We start from the raw sequence: 17382 nt of genomic DNA on the forward strand, positions 1-17382 counted from the left end.
CATGACAGGCACGGGGTCATTTCAGCTCACCGCCGGGTAACCAGGCTGTCATCCAGGCTTCACATAATCCGCTGCATTCTTCCACTCCAAACAGAATGCAAATGAAAACCCAATTGAGCGCTCTCGCCGCCGGCGTCCTGACACTGGCCAATGCCATCGCCGCCGAGGGTGCGGATGCTTCGCTGGCAGGCGCCAGCGTCGTCATTACCGGCCAGCGCGCAGTGCTGGCCAAGTCCATCGCGGCCCAGGACAAGGCTGACAACATCATCAACGTTTTGAGCAGCGACGATATCGGCAACCTGCCCGACAAGAATGCCGCCGAAGCGCTGGCCCGCCTGCCGGGCGTCTCCGTGCAGCGCGACCAGGGCGAAGGCCGCTATATCACCGTGCGCGGCCTGGGGCCCGACCTGAACGCGGTCACCATCAACGGCGCGCTGGTGCCGTCGCCGGAAGCGAGCCGCCGCGCAGTGGCGCTCGACGTGCTGCCGGCGGGCCTGATCCGCTCGCTCGAAGTCACCAAGACCCTGACGCCGGAACAGGACGCCAGCTCGCTTGGCGGCACCGTCGAAGTCAAGTCGCTGTCCGCCTTCGACCTGCCAGGTTCACTGCTGACCGTGAACGCGGCCGCCTCGCACGACCAGAACACCGGCAAGAACAGCCCCAGTGCAGGCATGTTGTGGGCGAGCCGTTTTGGCGACGGCAAATTTGGTGTGGCGGTAGGCCTGGGCGGAGAAAGACGAAAATTCGGTTCCGATAACGTGGAAACGGGCGGTGCGTGGGACGGCGAACGCCTGTCGGGCTTCGAACTGCGCGACTACCTGCCGGTGCGCGAACGCCGGGCTGCGGCACTGAACCTGGACTACCTGCCGCAAGCCGGCAATAGCTGGTTCCTGCGTACCTTCCTGAGCCGCTTCAGCGATGACGAGGTGCGCGACCGCCTGACCGTCAGCAACGTCAGCGGCGGCACCCTGGCCGAAGGCGTCCCGGCCAGCGCCCGCCTCGAGCGCCGCATCCGCCAGCGCAAATATACGCAGGAAATCCAGTCTGCCGTCCTCGGCACCCAGCAAAAACTCGGCGCCTGGCTGCTCGGCGTCCAGGCCGGCCGCAGCAAGGCTGACGAAGATACGCCGGAGGCGCTGAACGATGGCCGGTTCCGCGGCGCCGCCAATTTCAAAGGCATCAGTTTCACTAACGGCGAACGCCCGGCATTGACTGCGCCGGCCTCCGCCTACGATCCGTCCAGCTACAGCCTGAACGCGATCACGCTGCAGCAGCGCTACTCAAAGGATACCGGGCAGCACCTGAAGTTCGACCTCGGGCATGTCTTCGAACTGGGCGAAATGCACGCGGCGCTGAAATTCGGCGCCAAGGCAAGCCGCCGCGAAAAAACCAGCGACAGCAACCAGTGGAGCTACGGCAGCAAGGCTGTCAGCGGTTCCCTGTCGATGGCATCGTTTGTGCAAGGCCGCCAGCTTGATTACCCGTTCGGCCAGATCGGGGCCGCCATCGATCCGGCCGCGATCCGCGCCCGCGTTGCAGGGCTGGACCGTAATGCCGCCCGCCTCGCAGCCGAATCCGCCATCAACGACTTCGCCCTGAATGAGGATATCGATTCCGCCTACTTCCAGAACACCCTGTCGCAAGGCGACTGGCGCCTGCTGGCGGGCGTGCGCGCCGAGCACACCGCTTTCGACGCCTCCGGCGTGCGCGTCAATGGCAGCGCCATCACGCCGTTGCGGCGCAGCCGGTCCTACACCAGCTGGCTGCCATCGCTGCAACTACGCTACGATCTGGACCGCAGCACCAGCCTGCGCAGCGCCTGGACCAATTCCGTCGTGCGCGCCAACTTCAGCCAGTTGGCGCCCGGCGTCGCGCTGGCCAGCGCGACCGAAGCCACGATCGGCAACCCCGACCTGAACCCGCTCAAATCGCACAATCTTGACCTCGGCGTCGAACGCGTGATCGGCAACGATGGCATGCTGTCGGCCTACCTGTTCTACAAGGACATCAAGGATTTCACCTATACCACCAATCTCGCCGGCAGCGGCCAGTGGGCCGGCTACACCAGTGCCACCACTTACGCCAATGGCGACACGGCCAAGGTGAAGGGTCTCGAGCTGTCCTGGCAGCAGCCGCTGCGCATGTTGCCGGCTCCATTCAATGGCCTGCTGGTCGGTGCCAATGGAGCCGTGACCGGCTCGCGCGCCAATATCGCACGTTTCGACAGCAAGGCCGGCGCAATGCTCGGGCGCCGCATCCCGATGCCGGGCCAGTCTGATCGGGTCATGAACCTGATGCTAGGCTACGAAGCCGGCCCGGTCAGCACCCGTATTGCGCTGAACACCAAGTCGCCCTACCTGCTGGAACTGGGTTCGGACCTGCTGAACGGCGCACAGGACCGCATTGTCGATACACAGAAGCAGGTCGACTTTTCCCTGTCCTGGCAGTTGTCCAAAGGCTTGCAACTGGGATTCGATGTCGCCAACCTGGGTAACGAGAAGTACTACGTTTATCAGGGCGTCAAGTCGCACAACGCCCAGTACGAGCAATACGGCCGCACCTATAAGCTGGGCCTGAAAGCGAGCGTGTTCTGATGCGCCGTCTCTCTTGCCTCGCGTTCCTGCTGGCCTGCGCCTTGCCCGCTGCCGCGGCTGACACCATTGCCCTCCCAGGCGGCGCCACCCTGTCGCTCGACAAACAAGGCCTGCATTTGCGCGCCGCGGATGGCGCCGAGCGCGCCCGGATGGCCTTGCGCGGCCGCCATCTCGATTACCGCGCCGGCACCGCGCTGGTCGTCGACGCCAATACCGAGCGCGCAATCGCCGTGGCAGTCGACACTGCCAGCGCCACGCTGGCAGGCAGCGCGGTACTTGACGGCTCCGCCCTTGCTCCCGAAGCCGCCTGCCTCTACCGCGATGGCCAGGGCCTGCTGTACGCATTCCTGGCCGGGAAAGACGGCCAGGCCGAGCAATGGCTGCTGCACGGCCGCCCACAATTGCTGCGCAAGCTTGCCCTGCCTCCGCACAGCGAACAATGCGTGGTGCACGATGCGAGCGCCAGCCTGGTCGTTGCGGAAAAAGGCATGGGCGTCTGGGCCTACAATGCCGACGCAGAAGGCCCCCCTGGGCGCCGCGCGCTGGCGATTGGCGCGGCCTACGGCCTGGCAGCAGCCCGGGAAGGCGTGTCCCTGCTTGGCCGCGACGGAAAGGTCCGCCGCACCATTGCGTTGCACACCGACTTGCCGCCAGCAGTCGTCGTGCAAGCGCAGGTGCAGACCGAAAACATGCCGCGCATGGGCGATGCGGCCGACGATCCGGCGATCTGGATCGATCGCCAGCATCCCGCCGAGGGCCGCGTGCTCGGCACGAACAAGAAGCAGGGGCTGCATGTCTACGACCTGCAAGGCCGCCAGCTGCAAATGCTCGAATCGGGCCGCCTGAACAACGTCGACCTGCGCCAGGGCGTCATGCTGGACGGCCAAGCCTACGACCTCGCCGCTGCCACCCAGCGCGACGAGAACTCGCTGGTGCTGTACACCATCGACGCCGCTGGCATAGTGGCGGAAGCCGCCCGCTTCCCGACCCCATTGGAGAAGATTTACGGCATCTGCCTGTACCAGCCGGCCAGCGGCGGCCTGCAGGCCTTTGTCAACGACAAGGACGGCAGCTACCTGCAATACCGCATCGGGCGCCAGGCCGGATCCTTCACCGCCGCCGAGGTGCGCCGATTCAAGCTGGCGACCCAGCCTGAAGGCTGTGTTGCCGACGACCGCAACGGGCGCCTGTTCGCCGGTGAAGAAAAGCGCGGCGTCTGGAGCATCGACGCCCGCGCAGATGCCAAGGCAGAGCCGAAAATGATCCTGCCGGTCGGCGGCCCGCTGCGCGCTGACGTCGAAGGCATGGCCATCTACCACGGCGCCAGTGCCAGCTACCTGGTCGTCTCCAGCCAGGGCAGCAACAGTTACGTGGTGGCCGACGCCATGCCCCCGCACCGCATCCGCGGCAGCTTCCGCATCGGCATGAACCCCGAAGCAGGCATCGATGGCGCCTCGGAGACCGACGGCCTGGATGTCACCTCCGCCAACCTCGGCGGCCGCTTTGCGCGCGGCATGCTGGTGGTGCAGGACGGGTACAAGCGCCTGCCCGATGGCGCACAAAATTTCAAGTATGTTGCATGGGACGATATCGCCCGCGCGCTGGGCTTGCTGTAGTGGTATGCTCCCCGGTAGTTCAAACCGGGGAGCAGTCGTGTCGATTGTAGAAAAACTATTCAAACTCAAGGAAGCCGGCAGCGACGTGCGCACGGAAGTGGTGGCGGGGATCACCACCTTCCTCACCATGGCCTATATTATCTTCGTCAATCCGGCCATCCTGGGCGACGCCGGCTTGCCGAAAGAAGCAGTGTTTGTCGCCACCTGCCTGGCCGCCGCACTCGGTACGGCCATCATGGCCCTGTACGCCAACTACCCGATCGGCATGGCGCCAGGCATGGGCCTGAATGCCTACTTCGCCTACGCCGTGGTACTCGGCATGGGCATCAAATGGCCGGTTGCATTGGGCGCCGTCTTCATTTCCGGCTGCCTGTTCCTGCTTGTCAGCCTGCTTGGCCTGCGCGAAGCCATCGTCAACGGCATCCCCCGTTCGCTGCGCATCGCCATCACCGTCGGCCTTGGCCTGTTCCTCGGCCTGATCGCCTTGAAGAGCGCCGGCATTGTCATGGCCAATCCAAACACCATGGTCACCGTGGGCGACCTGCATAAGCCTCCTGCACTGCTGGCCGTAGTCGGTTTCCTGCTCATCGTTACGCTGGACCGCCTGAAAGTCAAAGGCGCGATCCTGATCGGCATCATGGCCGTCACTGTGCTGAGCTTCTTCTTCGCCGGGAATCAGTTCCATGGCGTGTTCTCCGCGCCGCCATCGCTGGACGCCACCTTGCTGAAACTGGACGTGCCGGGCGCGCTCGGCGTCGGCGTACTGAATGTGGTGCTGGTGTTCTTCCTGGTCGAACTGTTCGACGCCACCGGTACCCTGATGGGCGTCGCCAGCCGCGCCGGCTTGCTGGTCAGCGGCAAGATGGAACGCTTGAATAAAGCCCTGCTGGCGGACAGCACCGCCATTGTGGCCGGCTCCATCCTCGGCACTTCCAGCACCACCGCATACCTGGAAAGCGCCTCGGGCGTGCAAGCTGGCGGCCGCACCGGCCTCACCGCGCTGGTGGTGGCATTGCTGTTCCTGGCGGCCCTCTTTATTGCCCCGCTGGCGGGCGTGGTGCCTGCCTATGCCACGGCGCCGGCGCTGCTGTTCGTCGCCTGCCTGATGCTGCGCGACCTCGGCGACTTCGACTGGAATGAAACCACCGAATGCATTCCAGCCGCGATTACCGCCCTGCTGATTCCCTTCACTTATTCGATTGCACACGGCATCGCCTTCGGCTTCATCACCTACGCCGCACTCAAACTGCTGACCGGCCGTTTCCGGGAAGTCAAGCCGATCGTGTGGGTCATCGCCATCGTCTTCAGTTTCAAATACGCTTATATCGGCGCGTAGGCGCGCGGCTGCACGCGAATTTTCAGCACGCCGATCAGGTTACACAGGCGCATCCGGGCCAGCACGAGGGCATCTTCGCCCTCGGCTGCCACATCCAGGTCCAGGTTCATGCCGTGCACACCCGGTGCCATGCGCATCGCATGGAGCTGGACGCCGCCGCGGCGCAGCGTCGCCAGCACCGCCTCTGCAGCATCCATGGCGGAGCAGCGGTCGAGGCGCAGGCGGAAGGTTTTCTTTTCGGTATTCATATGAAGATTATCCGGCTGGCAGGCCGGAATAGGCATCCAAACTTTGCCCCGATTTCCATGTAAAATAGAAGAATCTTCTTCATTTATCCGAATTCATGGAACACCTTGATGAAATGGACCGCAAAATCCTGCGCGAACTTCGCCGGGATGGCCGTCTAAGCAATACCAAGCTGGCCGAAACCGTGGGCCTGTCCACCACTCCGTGCTGGAACCGCGTCAAGGCGATGGAGGAGCGCGGCGTGATCGAGGGGTATACTGCGCTGCTCAACCAGCAGGCCCTCGGCCTGCCGGACACCGTCATCATCGAGGTCACACTGGACCGCCACGACGACGACATGCTGCACAAATTCGGCCTCGCGCTGGCCGAGCTTCCGGAAGTGATGGAGGCCTACCTGCTGACCGGCGAATACGACTACCTGATCAAGGTTGCCGTGGCCGGCACGGCGGGTTACGAAGAGTTCCTGCGCCGAAAATTGTATAAACTGCCCGGCATTCGCCACAGCCGCTCGACCTTCGTGTTGCGCTGCCTGAAGCGGGCACATTCTGTAGAGCCCTGATAGAATTCAGTTATGAAATACCTGATCCCCCTGATTTTCGCCTCCGGCCTGGCCGCTGGCAACGCACTGGCAGAAGACAACGAAGTCGATCACACTGGCAACCTGATGCTGTCCGCCGAAATCGGCGCGATTACCACCAGTGGCAATACTGCCGGTACATCCGTCACCGGCAGGTTCGAAGTCCTGCACGATACCCTCCGCTGGAGCAACGAGTACACCGGCAACGGCTACTTCAAGGAAGACCGCGCGCGCGTCAACGGCGAAGAGACCAGGCAGCGTTCGGCTGAACGCTACCAGTTTGGCGCCAAGGCCGGCTACAAACTGCTCGAAGAAAATTCCACCCTGTTTGTCCTGGGCGCCTTCTCCGAAGACCGCTTCGGCGCATACACCCGCAGCGCCAGCGTCGGTGTCGGTCATGGCTTCCGCGTCTACCAGAGCGACAACAAGACCCTGGACATGGAAGCCGGCCCGGGTTTCTTCAAAGCGACACGCGCAAACGGCGAGGAAGATCGCGGCCTGGTGCTGCGTGGCCGCGCAGCTTTCCGCTGGAAGCTCAGCGACAGCGCGACGTTTGCGCAGATGCTGACGGTGGAACGCGCCTCCTGGAACACGCACTCGACTTCCGAAACTTCGCTTAGCGCGCGCATCAACGGTTCGATGCACATGAAGGCCGCTTTCAGCGCCATCAACGACTCCACCGTACCGATCGACAAGCAAAACACCGACACCCAGACATCGGTAACGCTGGTCTACTCTTTCTAAAGCCAGTACAGCAAAGCCAGCCCTGCCAGCGCCTGCGCAACGGCGCAGTGCCACAGCAGGATCGTGTTATCCAGCGTGGCACGGCTGGCCGCCCGCAGTTTCCCCCGTGCCGCAAGGTAGATCGCTGCCGGCGCCAGCACGGACGCATGCAGGCCTTCGTAACACAATAAAGCTGCCACAGAGGCACTCCAGGCATCGCCCGACGGGGCAAGGCCAGCATGCCGGTGCGCTCCCAGGTCTGCCGCAAAAGCACCCAGCAGGCACGTCGCCGCCGCCAATATCGGCCACCATTGCAGCGGCCGGCGCCCGCTCCACCAGGCCAGGACCGAACTGGCCGTGAGCAAGGACGCCTGCAGCCATGGCCACGGCCTGTCCGGCAAGTGCGCGCCCGGCGGCGGACACACCTCCAGTTTCATCGACAAGTGCACCAGCGTGAAGGCCAGCGAAGCGAAAATCGCCACATCCACTACAACCAGCACCCAGGTCGCCCACCAGGAATGCGATGCACGCCCTTGTGCCCCGATCGGCACCGCCACACCTTCTGCGACCAACGCCTGGGCAGCAGCGGGCGGCCGGTCCGCCGCCCACAGCCAGGCCACGAGCGTCGCGATGGCAAGGGCCCCGAACAGCCAGGCGGCGATGGCTAGCTGCAGCGTCAACAACAGGAAGAATGCCGCCGTGCCGAAGGCGCAAAGGAAAGGCAGCCAGCTATCGCCCGGCAGCACCAGCAAATGCCTGGGGCGCGCATCGCGCCAGCCGGTCACCAGCGTCTCGCGCCTGCCGGTCACGCTGCCTGGCAGCCAATGCATGCCTGTCTCCACCTCTTGCTCCAGGAGCGGCTGCCGCCACAGCGGTTCCGCCGAACGCACTTCCGGCTGGCTGCGTGTCGCATATTCATCCTGCGGCAGCCACTCCAGCGAACTCGCTCGCCATGGATTGCCGTGCGCCCGTTGCGGGCGGCGCAGGGTTCGCACCAGGTCGATCAGGAACAGAGCGGCCCCGCCAGCCAGCAGCAAAGCGCCCACTGTGCTGGCCATGTTCAGGCCCGTCCAGCCCATTTCCGTGCCATAGCTGTAGACCCGGCGCGGCATGCCGAGCAGCCCCGATATGTGCATCGGGAAGAACGCCACGTTAGTGCCGCCAAATACCAGGCCAAAGACCCAGCGCGCCCATGGCTCCGACATGCGGTGCCCCTTGAACAAGGGCATCCAGAAATAGGCGGCCGCAAACATGGGGAACACCAGCCCGCCCACCAACACGTAGTGAAGGTGGGCAACGATGAAGTAGCTGTCATGCGCCTGCCAGTCGAACGGCACTGCTGCCACCATCACGCCTGTCAGGCCACCGAATACGAACACCAGCAGGAAACCGAGAATGAACAGCGTCGGCGCGTTCAGCTGCACCCTGCCCCGCCATAGCGTCGCAATCCAGGCGAACACCTGTACCGCGGTCGGAACCGCAATGGCCATGCTGGCAGCCGACACCAGGGAAGTTTCCAGCTGCCCAAGGCCGGCCGTAAACATGTGGTGCATCCAGAGGGCGAAGCTCAGCGTGCCAACCGCCGCCAGCGAGACAATCACGGCACGGCGCGCGACCAGGGGTGTCTGCACCAGCGCAGGCAGCATCGACGACACCATGCCGGCCGCCGGAAGGAAGATGATGTACACCTCCGGATGCCCGAAGAACCAGAACAGGTGCTGCCACAGCACGGGATCGCCGCCGCGCGCAGGGATGAAGAATGGCCAGTCGTAAGCCCTTTCCAGTTCCAGCAGCGCAGTACCGGCAATCAGTGGCGGGAAAGCGAAAACCACCATCGCGGCCACCACCAGCATCGACCAGGCGAAGACCGGTATCCGCGCCGGTGTCATACCCGGCGTACGGGTGAACAGGATGCCGATGATCAGCTCAATTGCCCCCGCAATCGCGGAGATCTCGATGAAGCCGATGCCGAGCAGCCAGAAGTCTGCATTCAAGCCGGGTGAATATTCCTTGCCGGTGAGCGGCGGATACATGAACCAGCCGCCATCCGGCGCCAGTCCGAAAGCCAGGGTCGCGATGAAGCCGGCGCCGCCAAAGGCATAGGCCCAATAGGCATAGGCCGACAGGCGCGGGAATGGCAAGTCCCGTGCGCCCAGCATGCCAGGCAGCAGGAACACCGCAATGGCCTCCACCATCGGGATGGCGAACAGGAACATCATCACCGTGCCGTGCATGGTGAAGAACTGGTTGTAGGTGCCGGGCGCCAGGAAGTCGTTGCCGGGGACGGCCAGTTGCAGGCGCATGGCCAGCGCCAGGGCGCCAGCAAACAGGAAAAAGCCAAACGCGGTTGCGAGGTACAGGCGGCCGATCCGGGTATTGTTGACGGCGGTCAGCGCGCGCCAGCCGGCCGGTTTGCGCCATGCGCGCTCAAGCGCCTCGTACTCGCCGGGCGGGCGCGGGAGGCTGTTCGGAGTAGCGCGCGCTTCGCTCATTGCAAGGTCTCCAGCCAGCTGGCCAAGGCTTGCAGTTGGTCCGGCGGCAGACGGCTGTGCGGCATGCGGGCACCGGGTTTGGCAGCCTGCGGGTCAGCGATCCAGCCGGTCAATGCGGCGCGGCTCAAGGGCAGCGCACCGGCCGCAATGTGGCTGCGGCTCGCCAGGTGCGTCAGGTCCGGCCCCAGTGTGCCACCCTCGCTTACGCCGCGCACCGTATGGCAGGCATTGCAGCGCGCCGCGAGAAAGACTTCGCGGCCGCGGCGCGCAACAGCTCCCGCCGCCGCGCCGCTTACGGCAGGGGCAGCCTGGCGCGCCAGCCAGCCATCGAAATCCCCGGGTGCGAGCGCCACCGCATCCAGCGCCATGGCGGCATGCTGGATGCCGCAATATTCGGCGCATTGGCCGCGATAACGGCCGGGCGCATCGGCGCGCAGCGTCAGCCCATGGATGCGCCCCGGCACCATATCGACCTTTCCCGCCAGCGCCGGCACCCAGAACGCATGCAGCACGTCCACCGAAGCAAGCGCAAGATACACCCGCTCGCCTACCGGCAGCCGCAGCTCATTCGCAAGTACCGCCTCCCGGCCAGATACCGTGTCGCGGTAGCGCACCTCCCACCACCACATGTGCGCCGTTACGGTCACCTGGATGCGGGTCCCCGAGAACGGCCAGGAGATAAGCGAGGCCTGCCAGCCCGACCATCCCATGAGCGCCGCCAGCAAGGGCACGGGCACCAACAAACCGCCGCCCACCACCAGCCTGCGCGACCACGACCTGCCGCGCTTGCGAACAACGCTTGCCAGGACCAGCAGCGCAACCAGCAGGAAGATGAGGGTTCCGGCGCCAAACAGCATCCAGCCAAAGCGGCTAAGCAGCGCCGCATCCGGCCCTGCGGGCGACAGGACCGATTGCAGGGCCGGCGTCATTTGAGCGAATAGAGATAAGCCGCGATATGGCGGGCGTCGTCGGCAGACACGCCCATGTCCGGCATCAGGGTCGCGGGATCCATGCTTTGCGGCGCAGAAATCCAGCGCACCAGGTTGGCCTGCTGGTTCGGCCAGCGCCCGGCGATATAGCTGCGCAAGCCGAATTCGGCGAGCGATGGTGCGGCTTTGCCGCGTGCCGCCTCCACATCCGGAATAAAGTGGCAGCTGCCGCACTGGAACTGCGCAAGCAGGGCCTTGCCACGCCGCGGGTCGCCGCCGTCACCGGCTGGCGGGTACGGCTTGCGCGGCTGGCAGGCACACAATGCGAACGGCAGCAAAAGCGCGGCCATGGCGGTGCGCGCCGTCAGCCCCTTTTTCCATAAACGCATAGTGATTGCTTGCACGAATCGTCCCTGCCTTCCCGCTGCCGGCCCCTATAATTCATTCAAGACATCATCGCCCCTTTCCCGATTGTGCGTCGCCTTATTGCTACCGCCGCTGCGAGCTTGTGCCTGGCCCTGCTGGCCGGGGCGCTGGCGGCTGCGCTGGTGCTGCAAGCCGGCTGGTATGACGCTTCGGCGATAAGGCCGCATTTCCAGTTCGTGCACACCCTGATTGAGCGCGGCATGCAGCAGTCGGTGCGCTTCCATGCGCGCGATATCGTTGCGCCGCCGGCGGCTGCGGGAGCCGTAGCACGTGGTGGCGCCGTCTTTCGCCAGCACTGCGAGCAATGCCATGGCGGGCCTGGTATGCCGATGGGCGTGATCGGATTGAGCATGCAGCCGGTGCCGGGGCCTTTGGCCGATGCGGCGCGCCGCTGGAAGGCGCGTGAGATGTACTGGATTACCTCGAATGGGATCAAGATGAGCGGGATGCCTGCCTGGCGCTTCCACCTCGGCGAGCAGGAAGTGTGGGACGTGGTCGCCTTCCTTGGTGCGCTGCCGGCCATCACCCCCGCAGAATATGCCGCCATCGCAAAGCCGGCACCGCTGCCGCGGCCAGGAACGTTGCAGGCGCCGGCCGGCGCGCCGGATCGCGAGCGCGGCAGGCTGGCGCTGACCCAGTTTGCCTGCCAGTCCTGCCATCACATCCCCGGAGTGACCGGCCCGCTCACTTACGTCGGACCCGACCTGGGCGGACTGGCGCACAGGAGCTTCATTGCCGGCAAGCTGCCCGCAACGCAAGAAAACCTGGTGCAATGGATCCGCACGCCGCAGGAGGTCAAACCCGGCACCGCCATGCCGCAGCTTGGGGTGCCGGAGCGCGATGCGCGCGACATGGCGGCCTACCTGCTGCAGCCCGCCAGGTGATTATTGGTCCAGCTGCTTCTGCGTCTGGTACAGGCGCGCATAGATGCCGCCTTTCGCCAGCAGCGCTTGGTGGCTGCCCTGCTCAGTAATCGAGCCGGCCGCCATCACCACGATGCGGTCGGCGTTCTCAATGGTGGACAGGCGGTGCGCGATGACGACCGTAGTCCGGCCTTCCATCAGCTTTTCCAACGCAGCCTGCACCTGCCGTTCGGTCTCGGTATCCAGCGCACTGGTCGCCTCGTCCAGGATCAGGATCGGCGCGTCCTTGTACAAGGCGCGCGCGATGGCCAGGCGCTGGCGCTGGCCGCCTGACAGGCGCGTAGCATTCTCGCCGACCTCGGTCTGGTAGCCCTGCGGCTGGCGCATGATGAAGTCGTGCGCATTTGCCGCACGCGACGCCGCCTCAACCCGCGCCATGTCCGGCGCAGGATCGCCGTAAGCGATATTGGCCGCCAGCGTATCGTTGAACAGCACCACATCCTGGCTCACCAGCGCGATCTTGCTGCGCAGCTCGGGCAGGCTGTATTCGCGCAGGTCCACGCCATCCAGCAGGATGCGGCCGCTGCCAACGTCGTAGAAGCGCGGCAGCAGGCCGGCCAGCGTCGTCTTGCCGCTGCCCGAGCCGCCAACCAGCGCCACCGTTTCGCCGGCTGCAATGTCGAGCGACACGGAACGCAGCGCCGGTGCAGCTTCCGGGTCGTCCACGTTGTAGCGGAAGCCGACGTCGACCAGCTCGATGCGGCCTTTGACGTTTTCGGCGCTGCGCGTACCGGTATCCGCCTCCATCGGCGCATCGATCAAGCCGAATACTGACTCCGCCGCAGCCAGGCCGCGCTGCAGCGGTTCGTTGAGCTTGGTCAGGTTCTTGATCGGGCCCTGCAAGGACATCAGGCAGGTGATGAAGGCAACGAAAGCACCCGGGGTCAGTGCGCCGGCCTGCGCGCGCAGCAAGGCGTAATAGATCACGGCCGACAGCGTGGCGCCGACCATCAGCATGATCAGGCCCGAGTTCATCGCGGCGGTCGAGGCGTGCTTCACCGCCAGTTGGCGGTTCAGCTTCACGACTTCTTCAAAACGCTTTTCCTCGTAAGGCTGGCCGCCGTAAATCTTCACCACCCGCTGGCCGCCGATGCTTTCGTCCAGCACGCGGGTCAGTTCGCCCATTGCCTGCTGGGCGCTGGAGCTGAGGCGGCGCATGCGGCGCGCCGCAATCGTCACCACCAGCGCCACCAGCGGCAGCAGCACGAGGCAGAACAGGGCCAGTTTCCAGTCGATATCGAACAGGTTGCCGAGGAAGCCGACCACCGCCACCGTATCGCGCACGGCGATGGTGAACACGCTCAAGCCGGCCTGGGTCACCTGGGTCGCATCAAACGCAATGCGCGACAAGGTGGTGCCGGTCGAAGACTGGTCGAAATAGCGGTTCGGCAGGCGCAACACGCGCGCGAACATCTTCTCGCGCACATTGGCCTGCACGCGTTGCGTCAGCCACGCCGAGCCGTAGTCGCCAATGAACGTGCTGACCATGCGCAGCAGCGCAAGAGCCATGATCAGGGCCGGGATCGCCCACATGGCAGCAGCGCCGGGGTCGCTCGGCAGGATGCGCTCAAGCCAGCCATGGATGGTCGCCAGCGCGCCGCTCTGCGGCGCGGCGCCAGCCGCGCCCGGCTGCACCGCGTCGACCACGTTCTGCAGCTGGCGGATCAGCAGCACATCGGTCAGCGAAGCCACGCCCACGCCGACCAGGGTCATCAGGGCGGCCCACTTATAGGGGAGGAATTCCTTGAGCAGGCGGACGTAGAGTTGGCGGCTTTGCACTATGGTGTGGGGAGAGATTGGCAAGCCCGAATTGTACCAAAGCAGGAATGCGGGAACCGTGGCAGAATGGCCTGCTCCCCAATGTTAAGGAAAAAACCACATGCGCAACGACACCCAATTCCACGCGCTGCACCAGGATGGCCTCCTGCTGCTCGCCAATTGCTGGGACGGTGGTACCGCCCGCATCGCTGCCCTGGCCGGCGCCAAGGCGCTTGCCACCAGCAGCGCCGCCGTCGCCTGGGGCCACGGCTACGCCGACGGCTCCCAGCTGCCGACCGCCCTGCTGCTGGAAACCGTACGCGACATCGTCCGCGCCAGCGCCCTGCCGCTGACGGTCGATATCGAAGACGGCTATTCTTCCGATCCGGAAGTGGTCGGCCAGTTTGTCGGCCAGCTGGCACAGGCCGGCGTGGTCGGCATCAATATTGAAGATGGCAGCGCAACGCCAGAGCTGCTGGCGCGCAAGATCAACGCGGCACGCGCGGCGGCCAAGGCGGCCGGCATCGACCTGTATATCAATGCCCGTTGCGACGTCTACCTGCGCGGCTTGGCCGAGCCGGGCGCGCGCGTGGCGGAAACGCTGCGCCGGGCGGCCCTGTACCAGGAGGCAGGCGCCAGCGGCCTGTTCGCGCCGGGCGTGAGCGACGAAGGCGAAATGGCCGCCCTTGCCAAAGGCACAACGATGCCGCTCAATGTGCTGGCCCGGCCGAACCTGCCCGCGCCGGCGCGCCTGGCAGAACTGGGCGTACGCCGGCTCAGCGCCGGTTCGGCCCCGGCTGAGGTAATGATGGGCCGCTTGCGGGTGTACATGGAACGCTTTCACCAGACCGGCGCCATCGACGATGAGCAGGCCTTTGATTACGGCCCGCTCAACGCCTTGATGTCTACTGCACGATAGTGGCTGGTTCGCTCCAGTAGAAGTACAGGTCCTTGGTCCGTCCCGGCTGCACTTGCACCTCGCGGCGCTGGACCTGTCCATCGGCAGCCGTTGCCGTCACCCGGTAGCGGCCGGGTTCCAGGTTGACAAACATCAGCGGCCCGGCGTCATGGGCGTTGACGTTGGTGTGCCCCTTCGTGTCGGAGATTTCAACCTGCACGTCGGAACGGTACTCGCCGGTGCCGCGCGTCGCGAAGGTCATGCGCACGTTGTAATCGGGCTTACTGGCCAGCATCTGGCCGCGCTCTTCAAGGCCAACGCCGCCGGTAACGAATTGCGGCTCATCGGCCGCCACTGCTGCGCCAAGGGCGCTGCAAGCCAGGGTGAAGGCGAAAGTTATGTTTCGTACAAGCATGATGCACTCCTTTCCTTTTTCAGGCCTGCCGCCAGTATTCGCCCGTCGCGGCCGGCACGCTATCAGCCATCGTGTCGTATCCATGTCGGGGAAAGCCTACATAACCCTATTTCCGGAGTTGCCAAACTGATAGACTCTTGAACTTTGCTAGCAACAGTTTTAATCAACGTTGCAAAAATAATCATATCCAGCAAGGCACTAGGGGTAATCATGTCGAATTGCGGGGCGAATCTGCGCCCGACCATGCTGGCGGCCGCCGTCTCCAGCATACTTTGCGCGCCGGTACTGGCGCAAAGCCAAACCGAAGAGCCGCTGCCGGAAGTCCTCGTGACGGCCCAGCGTGTCGTTGCGCCCGAATCGCGCACGCCGGTCGCGATGTCGGTGCTGACCGCAGGGCAACTCGACAAGCTCGGCATCGACAATGCCGCCGGCATCGGCAAGCGCCTGCCCAATGTGCACCTGGACGGCGCCCCGGACGGCCTGCGCATCACGATTCGCGGCGTATCGAATTCCGACGTGACCGAAAAAGGCGACCCTTCGGCCGCCTTCATGCAGGACGGTATTTATATCGCCCGCCCGCAAGCCCAGACCCTGGGCTTCCTCGACGTCGACCGCATCGAAGTATTACGCGGCCCGCAAGGTACCCTGTACGGCCGCAATACGACGGCCGGCCTGGTGAACGTGATCAGCAATGCACCGGTCCAGCATTGGGAAGGCGCGGCCAGCCTCGCGCTGGGCAATTTCAACGCGCGTACGGCATCCGGCATGTTGAATGTCCCGCTCAACGACAAGCTGGCGCTGCGCGCCGCAGTCGCGGTCAACAAGCATGCCAGCTACCTGCGCAACGGCCAGGGCACCGGTTACGAACTGGGACAGGACCGCGACGACCGTGCGGCGCGCCTGTCGGCCAAACTGGCGCTGGGTCCTTCGGCCTCGCTGCTGCTGCGCTATGAGCATGCCACGCAAAACGGCAATATCGACAACGTCGTCCCGGACAGCAATTTCTACAAAGGCGTCGGCGCGGGACAGCCGCAATGGTTCGACGCCGGCAGCGATGCGCAGCTTACCAACGCCTTTACGCCCTTCAATACGCGGCTCGAACAAGGCTACAGCCACAAATCGACCGACAGTCTTGGCGCCGAACTGTCATGGAAACTGGGCCCGGCTACGCTGGATTACCTTGGTTCGCACCGCAAGAATGACCACGACTTCCTGGCCAATTTCTATTACCGCGTGCTGCCGACCCTCGCGATCGGCGTGCACGAAAATTTCTGGGGCGACCAGCGCCAGGATTCCCACGAATTGCGCCTGTCGTCCAACGGCAGCGGGCCGCTGAAAGCCCAGGGCGGCGTTTACTACTTTCGCGAAGAGTCGCACCAGCTCTATGTCTTCCGCGACCTGCAGCTGGTGAAGCTGCCGCCGTATTACGTCTTCCCGCATGGTCCGACCGTTTCGCGCAGCAAGGCCGCTTTCGGACAGCTCACTTACAGCGTGACGCCGGCGCTGCGCGCCACTGCCGGCCTGCGCTACACGGATGACGAGAAATCGCGCGTTGGTTCGACCAATTTCCAGCAGGCGCGCGAATTCAACGCCGCCACCGACTTCAAAATGCTGAACGACGCCAAACTGGCCACGCATAAGGCCACCTGGAAGCTTGGCGCCGAGCTCGACCTGGCCCCGGCGACGATGGCCTACGCCAGCGTCGCCACCGGCTACAAGTCCGGCGGCTTCAATGACGGCTGCCTGGCAGGATCAAGCGCGCTGGGCATTCCCTGCCCCGCGGTGATCGCAGTGCCGGCGGAAACCCTGTTCTACCAGCCGGAAACGCTGAAATCCTGGGAAGCCGGCCTTAAAAGCCGTTTCTGGAACAGGCGCGCCAGCCTGAACCTGGCGGTCTTCCATTACGACTACACCAACCTGCAATTGTCCGGCGTGGCCATCGTTGCCGGCGCGCCGCGCTTCGTGACCCGGAACGCCGGCGCCGCCAGCGTCAGGGGGCTCGAACTGGACGGCCAGCTACGTGCGACTTCCGCCGACAGTTTCAGCTATGCCCTGACGCTGCTCGATGCCCATTACGTGAGCTACAAGCCGGATGGCGTGGTGTCATGGGCCGGCCAAGCGCTGGACCGGGCGCCCCATTCGGTCCTCTCTCTTGGCTGGGACCATACTTTCCGCGTGCCTGGCGCAGCGCTTACCTCCAGCATCAATGCACGGCGCAGCGCGGCTTACAACATCAGCGTCTCCAGCCAGCTGCTGCAGTACCGCGTTCCGTCGCGCACCTCCGGCGACCTGTCGCTGGCGTACCGTCCCGATGGCGCCAGCTGGAGCCTCTTGGCGCATGTGAAAAACCTTGGAAACAAGGTGCAGCCTGTCACCATCGACAGCTTCGGCATGGCTGCCCCAAGCGAACCAAGGACGTTTGATATTCGATTCGACTACCATTTTTGAC

Annotated in this window: 14 protein-coding genes; 8 read left to right on the forward strand and 6 right to left on the reverse strand. The window is 64.6% G+C overall.

Features of this window, described 5'->3' with window-relative positions:
- The first annotated feature begins 101 nt into the window (after window positions 1-101).
- Genes ASD07_RS00560 through ASD07_RS00570 form a run of 3 tightly spaced genes read left to right on the forward strand, consistent with a single transcriptional unit; the run spans window position 102 to window position 5546 of the window.
- Complete coding sequence (locus ASD07_RS00560) at window positions 102-2594, forward strand: TonB-dependent receptor (protein WP_055923635.1); 2493 nt, start codon at window positions 102-104, stop codon at window positions 2592-2594.
- Window positions 2594-4210 (forward strand): phytase, encoded by a 1617-nt coding sequence (locus ASD07_RS00565; protein ID WP_055923637.1) that lies wholly within the window; start codon window positions 2594-2596, stop codon window positions 4208-4210. The genes ASD07_RS00560 and ASD07_RS00565 overlap by 1 nt, the downstream gene beginning before the upstream one ends.
- Before the next feature lie 4 nt (window positions 4211-4214).
- Window positions 4215-5546 (forward strand): NCS2 family permease, encoded by a 1332-nt coding sequence (locus ASD07_RS00570; protein WP_055923639.1) that lies wholly within the window; start codon window positions 4215-4217, stop codon window positions 5544-5546.
- On the opposite strand, the gene ASD07_RS00575 is transcribed toward ASD07_RS00570, so the two are convergent.
- On the reverse strand, window positions 5531-5794 hold the full coding sequence (locus ASD07_RS00575) for a hypothetical protein (protein ID WP_055923642.1): 264 nt from the start codon (window positions 5792-5794) through the stop codon (window positions 5531-5533). The two genes, ASD07_RS00570 and ASD07_RS00575, sit on opposite strands and share 16 nt — an antisense overlap.
- Window positions 5795-5889: 95 nt before the next feature.
- Here ASD07_RS00575 and ASD07_RS00580 point away from each other — a divergent pair, with 95 nt between their 5' ends.
- A complete protein-coding gene (locus ASD07_RS00580; RefSeq protein ID WP_055923646.1) occupies window positions 5890-6351 on the forward strand; it encodes an Lrp/AsnC family transcriptional regulator in 462 nt (153 codons plus the stop codon).
- Between the two features lie 12 nt (window positions 6352-6363).
- Window positions 6364-7113, forward strand: a complete 750-nt coding sequence (locus tag ASD07_RS00585; RefSeq protein ID WP_055923649.1) for a YdiY family protein — start codon at window positions 6364-6366, stop codon at window positions 7111-7113.
- Here ASD07_RS00585 and ASD07_RS00590 read toward each other — a convergent pair.
- From ASD07_RS00590 to ASD07_RS00600, 3 genes are read right to left on the reverse strand one after another with little or no spacing between them, the layout of a single operon-like run.
- Window positions 7110-9584 (reverse strand): cbb3-type cytochrome c oxidase subunit I, encoded by a 2475-nt coding sequence (locus ASD07_RS00590; protein ID WP_055923653.1) that lies wholly within the window; start codon window positions 9582-9584, stop codon window positions 7110-7112. The genes ASD07_RS00585 and ASD07_RS00590 overlap by 4 nt on opposite strands.
- A complete protein-coding gene (locus tag ASD07_RS00595; protein ID WP_055923656.1) occupies window positions 9581-10513 on the reverse strand; it encodes a c-type cytochrome in 933 nt (310 codons plus the stop codon). Before ASD07_RS00595 ends, ASD07_RS00590 begins: the two co-directional genes overlap by 4 nt.
- On the reverse strand, window positions 10510-10902 hold the full coding sequence (locus ASD07_RS00600; RefSeq protein WP_082507030.1) for a cytochrome c family protein: 393 nt from the start codon (window positions 10900-10902) through the stop codon (window positions 10510-10512). Before ASD07_RS00600 ends, ASD07_RS00595 begins: the two co-directional genes overlap by 4 nt.
- Before the next feature lie 84 nt (window positions 10903-10986).
- Here ASD07_RS00600 and ASD07_RS00605 point away from each other — a divergent pair, with 84 nt between their 5' ends.
- Window positions 10987-11823 (forward strand): c-type cytochrome, encoded by an 837-nt coding sequence (locus ASD07_RS00605; protein ID WP_229207008.1) that lies wholly within the window; start codon window positions 10987-10989, stop codon window positions 11821-11823.
- On the opposite strand, the gene msbA is transcribed toward ASD07_RS00605, so the two are convergent.
- Window positions 11824-13641: a lipid A export permease/ATP-binding protein MsbA gene (gene msbA, locus ASD07_RS00610; protein WP_055923664.1), complete on the reverse strand. Its 1818-nt coding sequence runs from the start codon at window positions 13639-13641 to the stop codon at window positions 11824-11826.
- Window positions 13642-13741: 100 nt separating this feature from the next.
- On the opposite strand from msbA, the gene ASD07_RS00615 reads away from it, so the two are divergent.
- On the forward strand, window positions 13742-14539 hold the full coding sequence (locus ASD07_RS00615) for an isocitrate lyase/phosphoenolpyruvate mutase family protein (RefSeq protein ID WP_055923667.1): 798 nt from the start codon (window positions 13742-13744) through the stop codon (window positions 14537-14539).
- Here the strand turns inward: ASD07_RS00615 and ASD07_RS00620 are convergent.
- The gene (locus ASD07_RS00620; protein WP_055923671.1) at window positions 14526-14933 is read right to left on the reverse strand and encodes a hypothetical protein; all 408 of its coding nucleotides are present in this window, start codon (window positions 14931-14933) and stop codon (window positions 14526-14528) included. The genes ASD07_RS00615 and ASD07_RS00620 overlap by 14 nt on opposite strands.
- A 210-nt stretch (window positions 14934-15143) precedes the next feature.
- Here ASD07_RS00620 and ASD07_RS00625 point away from each other — a divergent pair, with 210 nt between their 5' ends.
- Window positions 15144-17381, forward strand: a complete 2238-nt coding sequence (locus tag ASD07_RS00625) for a TonB-dependent receptor (RefSeq protein WP_082507031.1) — start codon at window positions 15144-15146, stop codon at window positions 17379-17381.
- Window position 17382 lies beyond the last annotated feature (1 nt).

The organism is Duganella sp. Root336D2 (genome assembly GCF_001425005.1).
Classification (GTDB): Bacteria; Pseudomonadota; Gammaproteobacteria; order Burkholderiales; family Burkholderiaceae_D; genus Rugamonas.

Coding starts and splice junctions, on each gene's coding strand:
- ASD07_RS00580 (WP_055923646.1), top strand. CDS start 5,890: ATGGAACACCTTGATGAAATGGACCGCAAAATCCTGCGCGAACTTCGC.
- ASD07_RS00595 (WP_055923656.1), bottom strand. CDS start 10,513: ATGACGCCGGCCCTGCAATCGGTCCTGTCGCCCGCAGGGCCGGATGCG.
- ASD07_RS00620 (WP_055923671.1), bottom strand. CDS start 14,933: ATGCTTGTACGAAACATAACTTTCGCCTTCACCCTGGCTTGCAGCGCC.
- ASD07_RS00615 (WP_055923667.1), top strand. CDS start 13,742: ATGCGCAACGACACCCAATTCCACGCGCTGCACCAGGATGGCCTCCTG.
- ASD07_RS00570 (WP_055923639.1), top strand. CDS start 4,215: ATGCTCCCCGGTAGTTCAAACCGGGGAGCAGTCGTGTCGATTGTAGAA.
- ASD07_RS00590 (WP_055923653.1), bottom strand. CDS start 9,584: ATGAGCGAAGCGCGCGCTACTCCGAACAGCCTCCCGCGCCCGCCCGGC.
- ASD07_RS00575 (WP_055923642.1), bottom strand. CDS start 5,794: ATGAATACCGAAAAGAAAACCTTCCGCCTGCGCCTCGACCGCTGCTCC.
- ASD07_RS00560 (WP_055923635.1), top strand. CDS start 102: ATGAAAACCCAATTGAGCGCTCTCGCCGCCGGCGTCCTGACACTGGCC.
- ASD07_RS00565 (WP_055923637.1), top strand. CDS start 2,594: ATGCGCCGTCTCTCTTGCCTCGCGTTCCTGCTGGCCTGCGCCTTGCCC.
- ASD07_RS00600 (WP_082507030.1), bottom strand. CDS start 10,902: ATGCGTTTATGGAAAAAGGGGCTGACGGCGCGCACCGCCATGGCCGCG.
- ASD07_RS00585 (WP_055923649.1), top strand. CDS start 6,364: ATGAAATACCTGATCCCCCTGATTTTCGCCTCCGGCCTGGCCGCTGGC.
- ASD07_RS00625 (WP_082507031.1), top strand. CDS start 15,144: ATGTCGAATTGCGGGGCGAATCTGCGCCCGACCATGCTGGCGGCCGCC.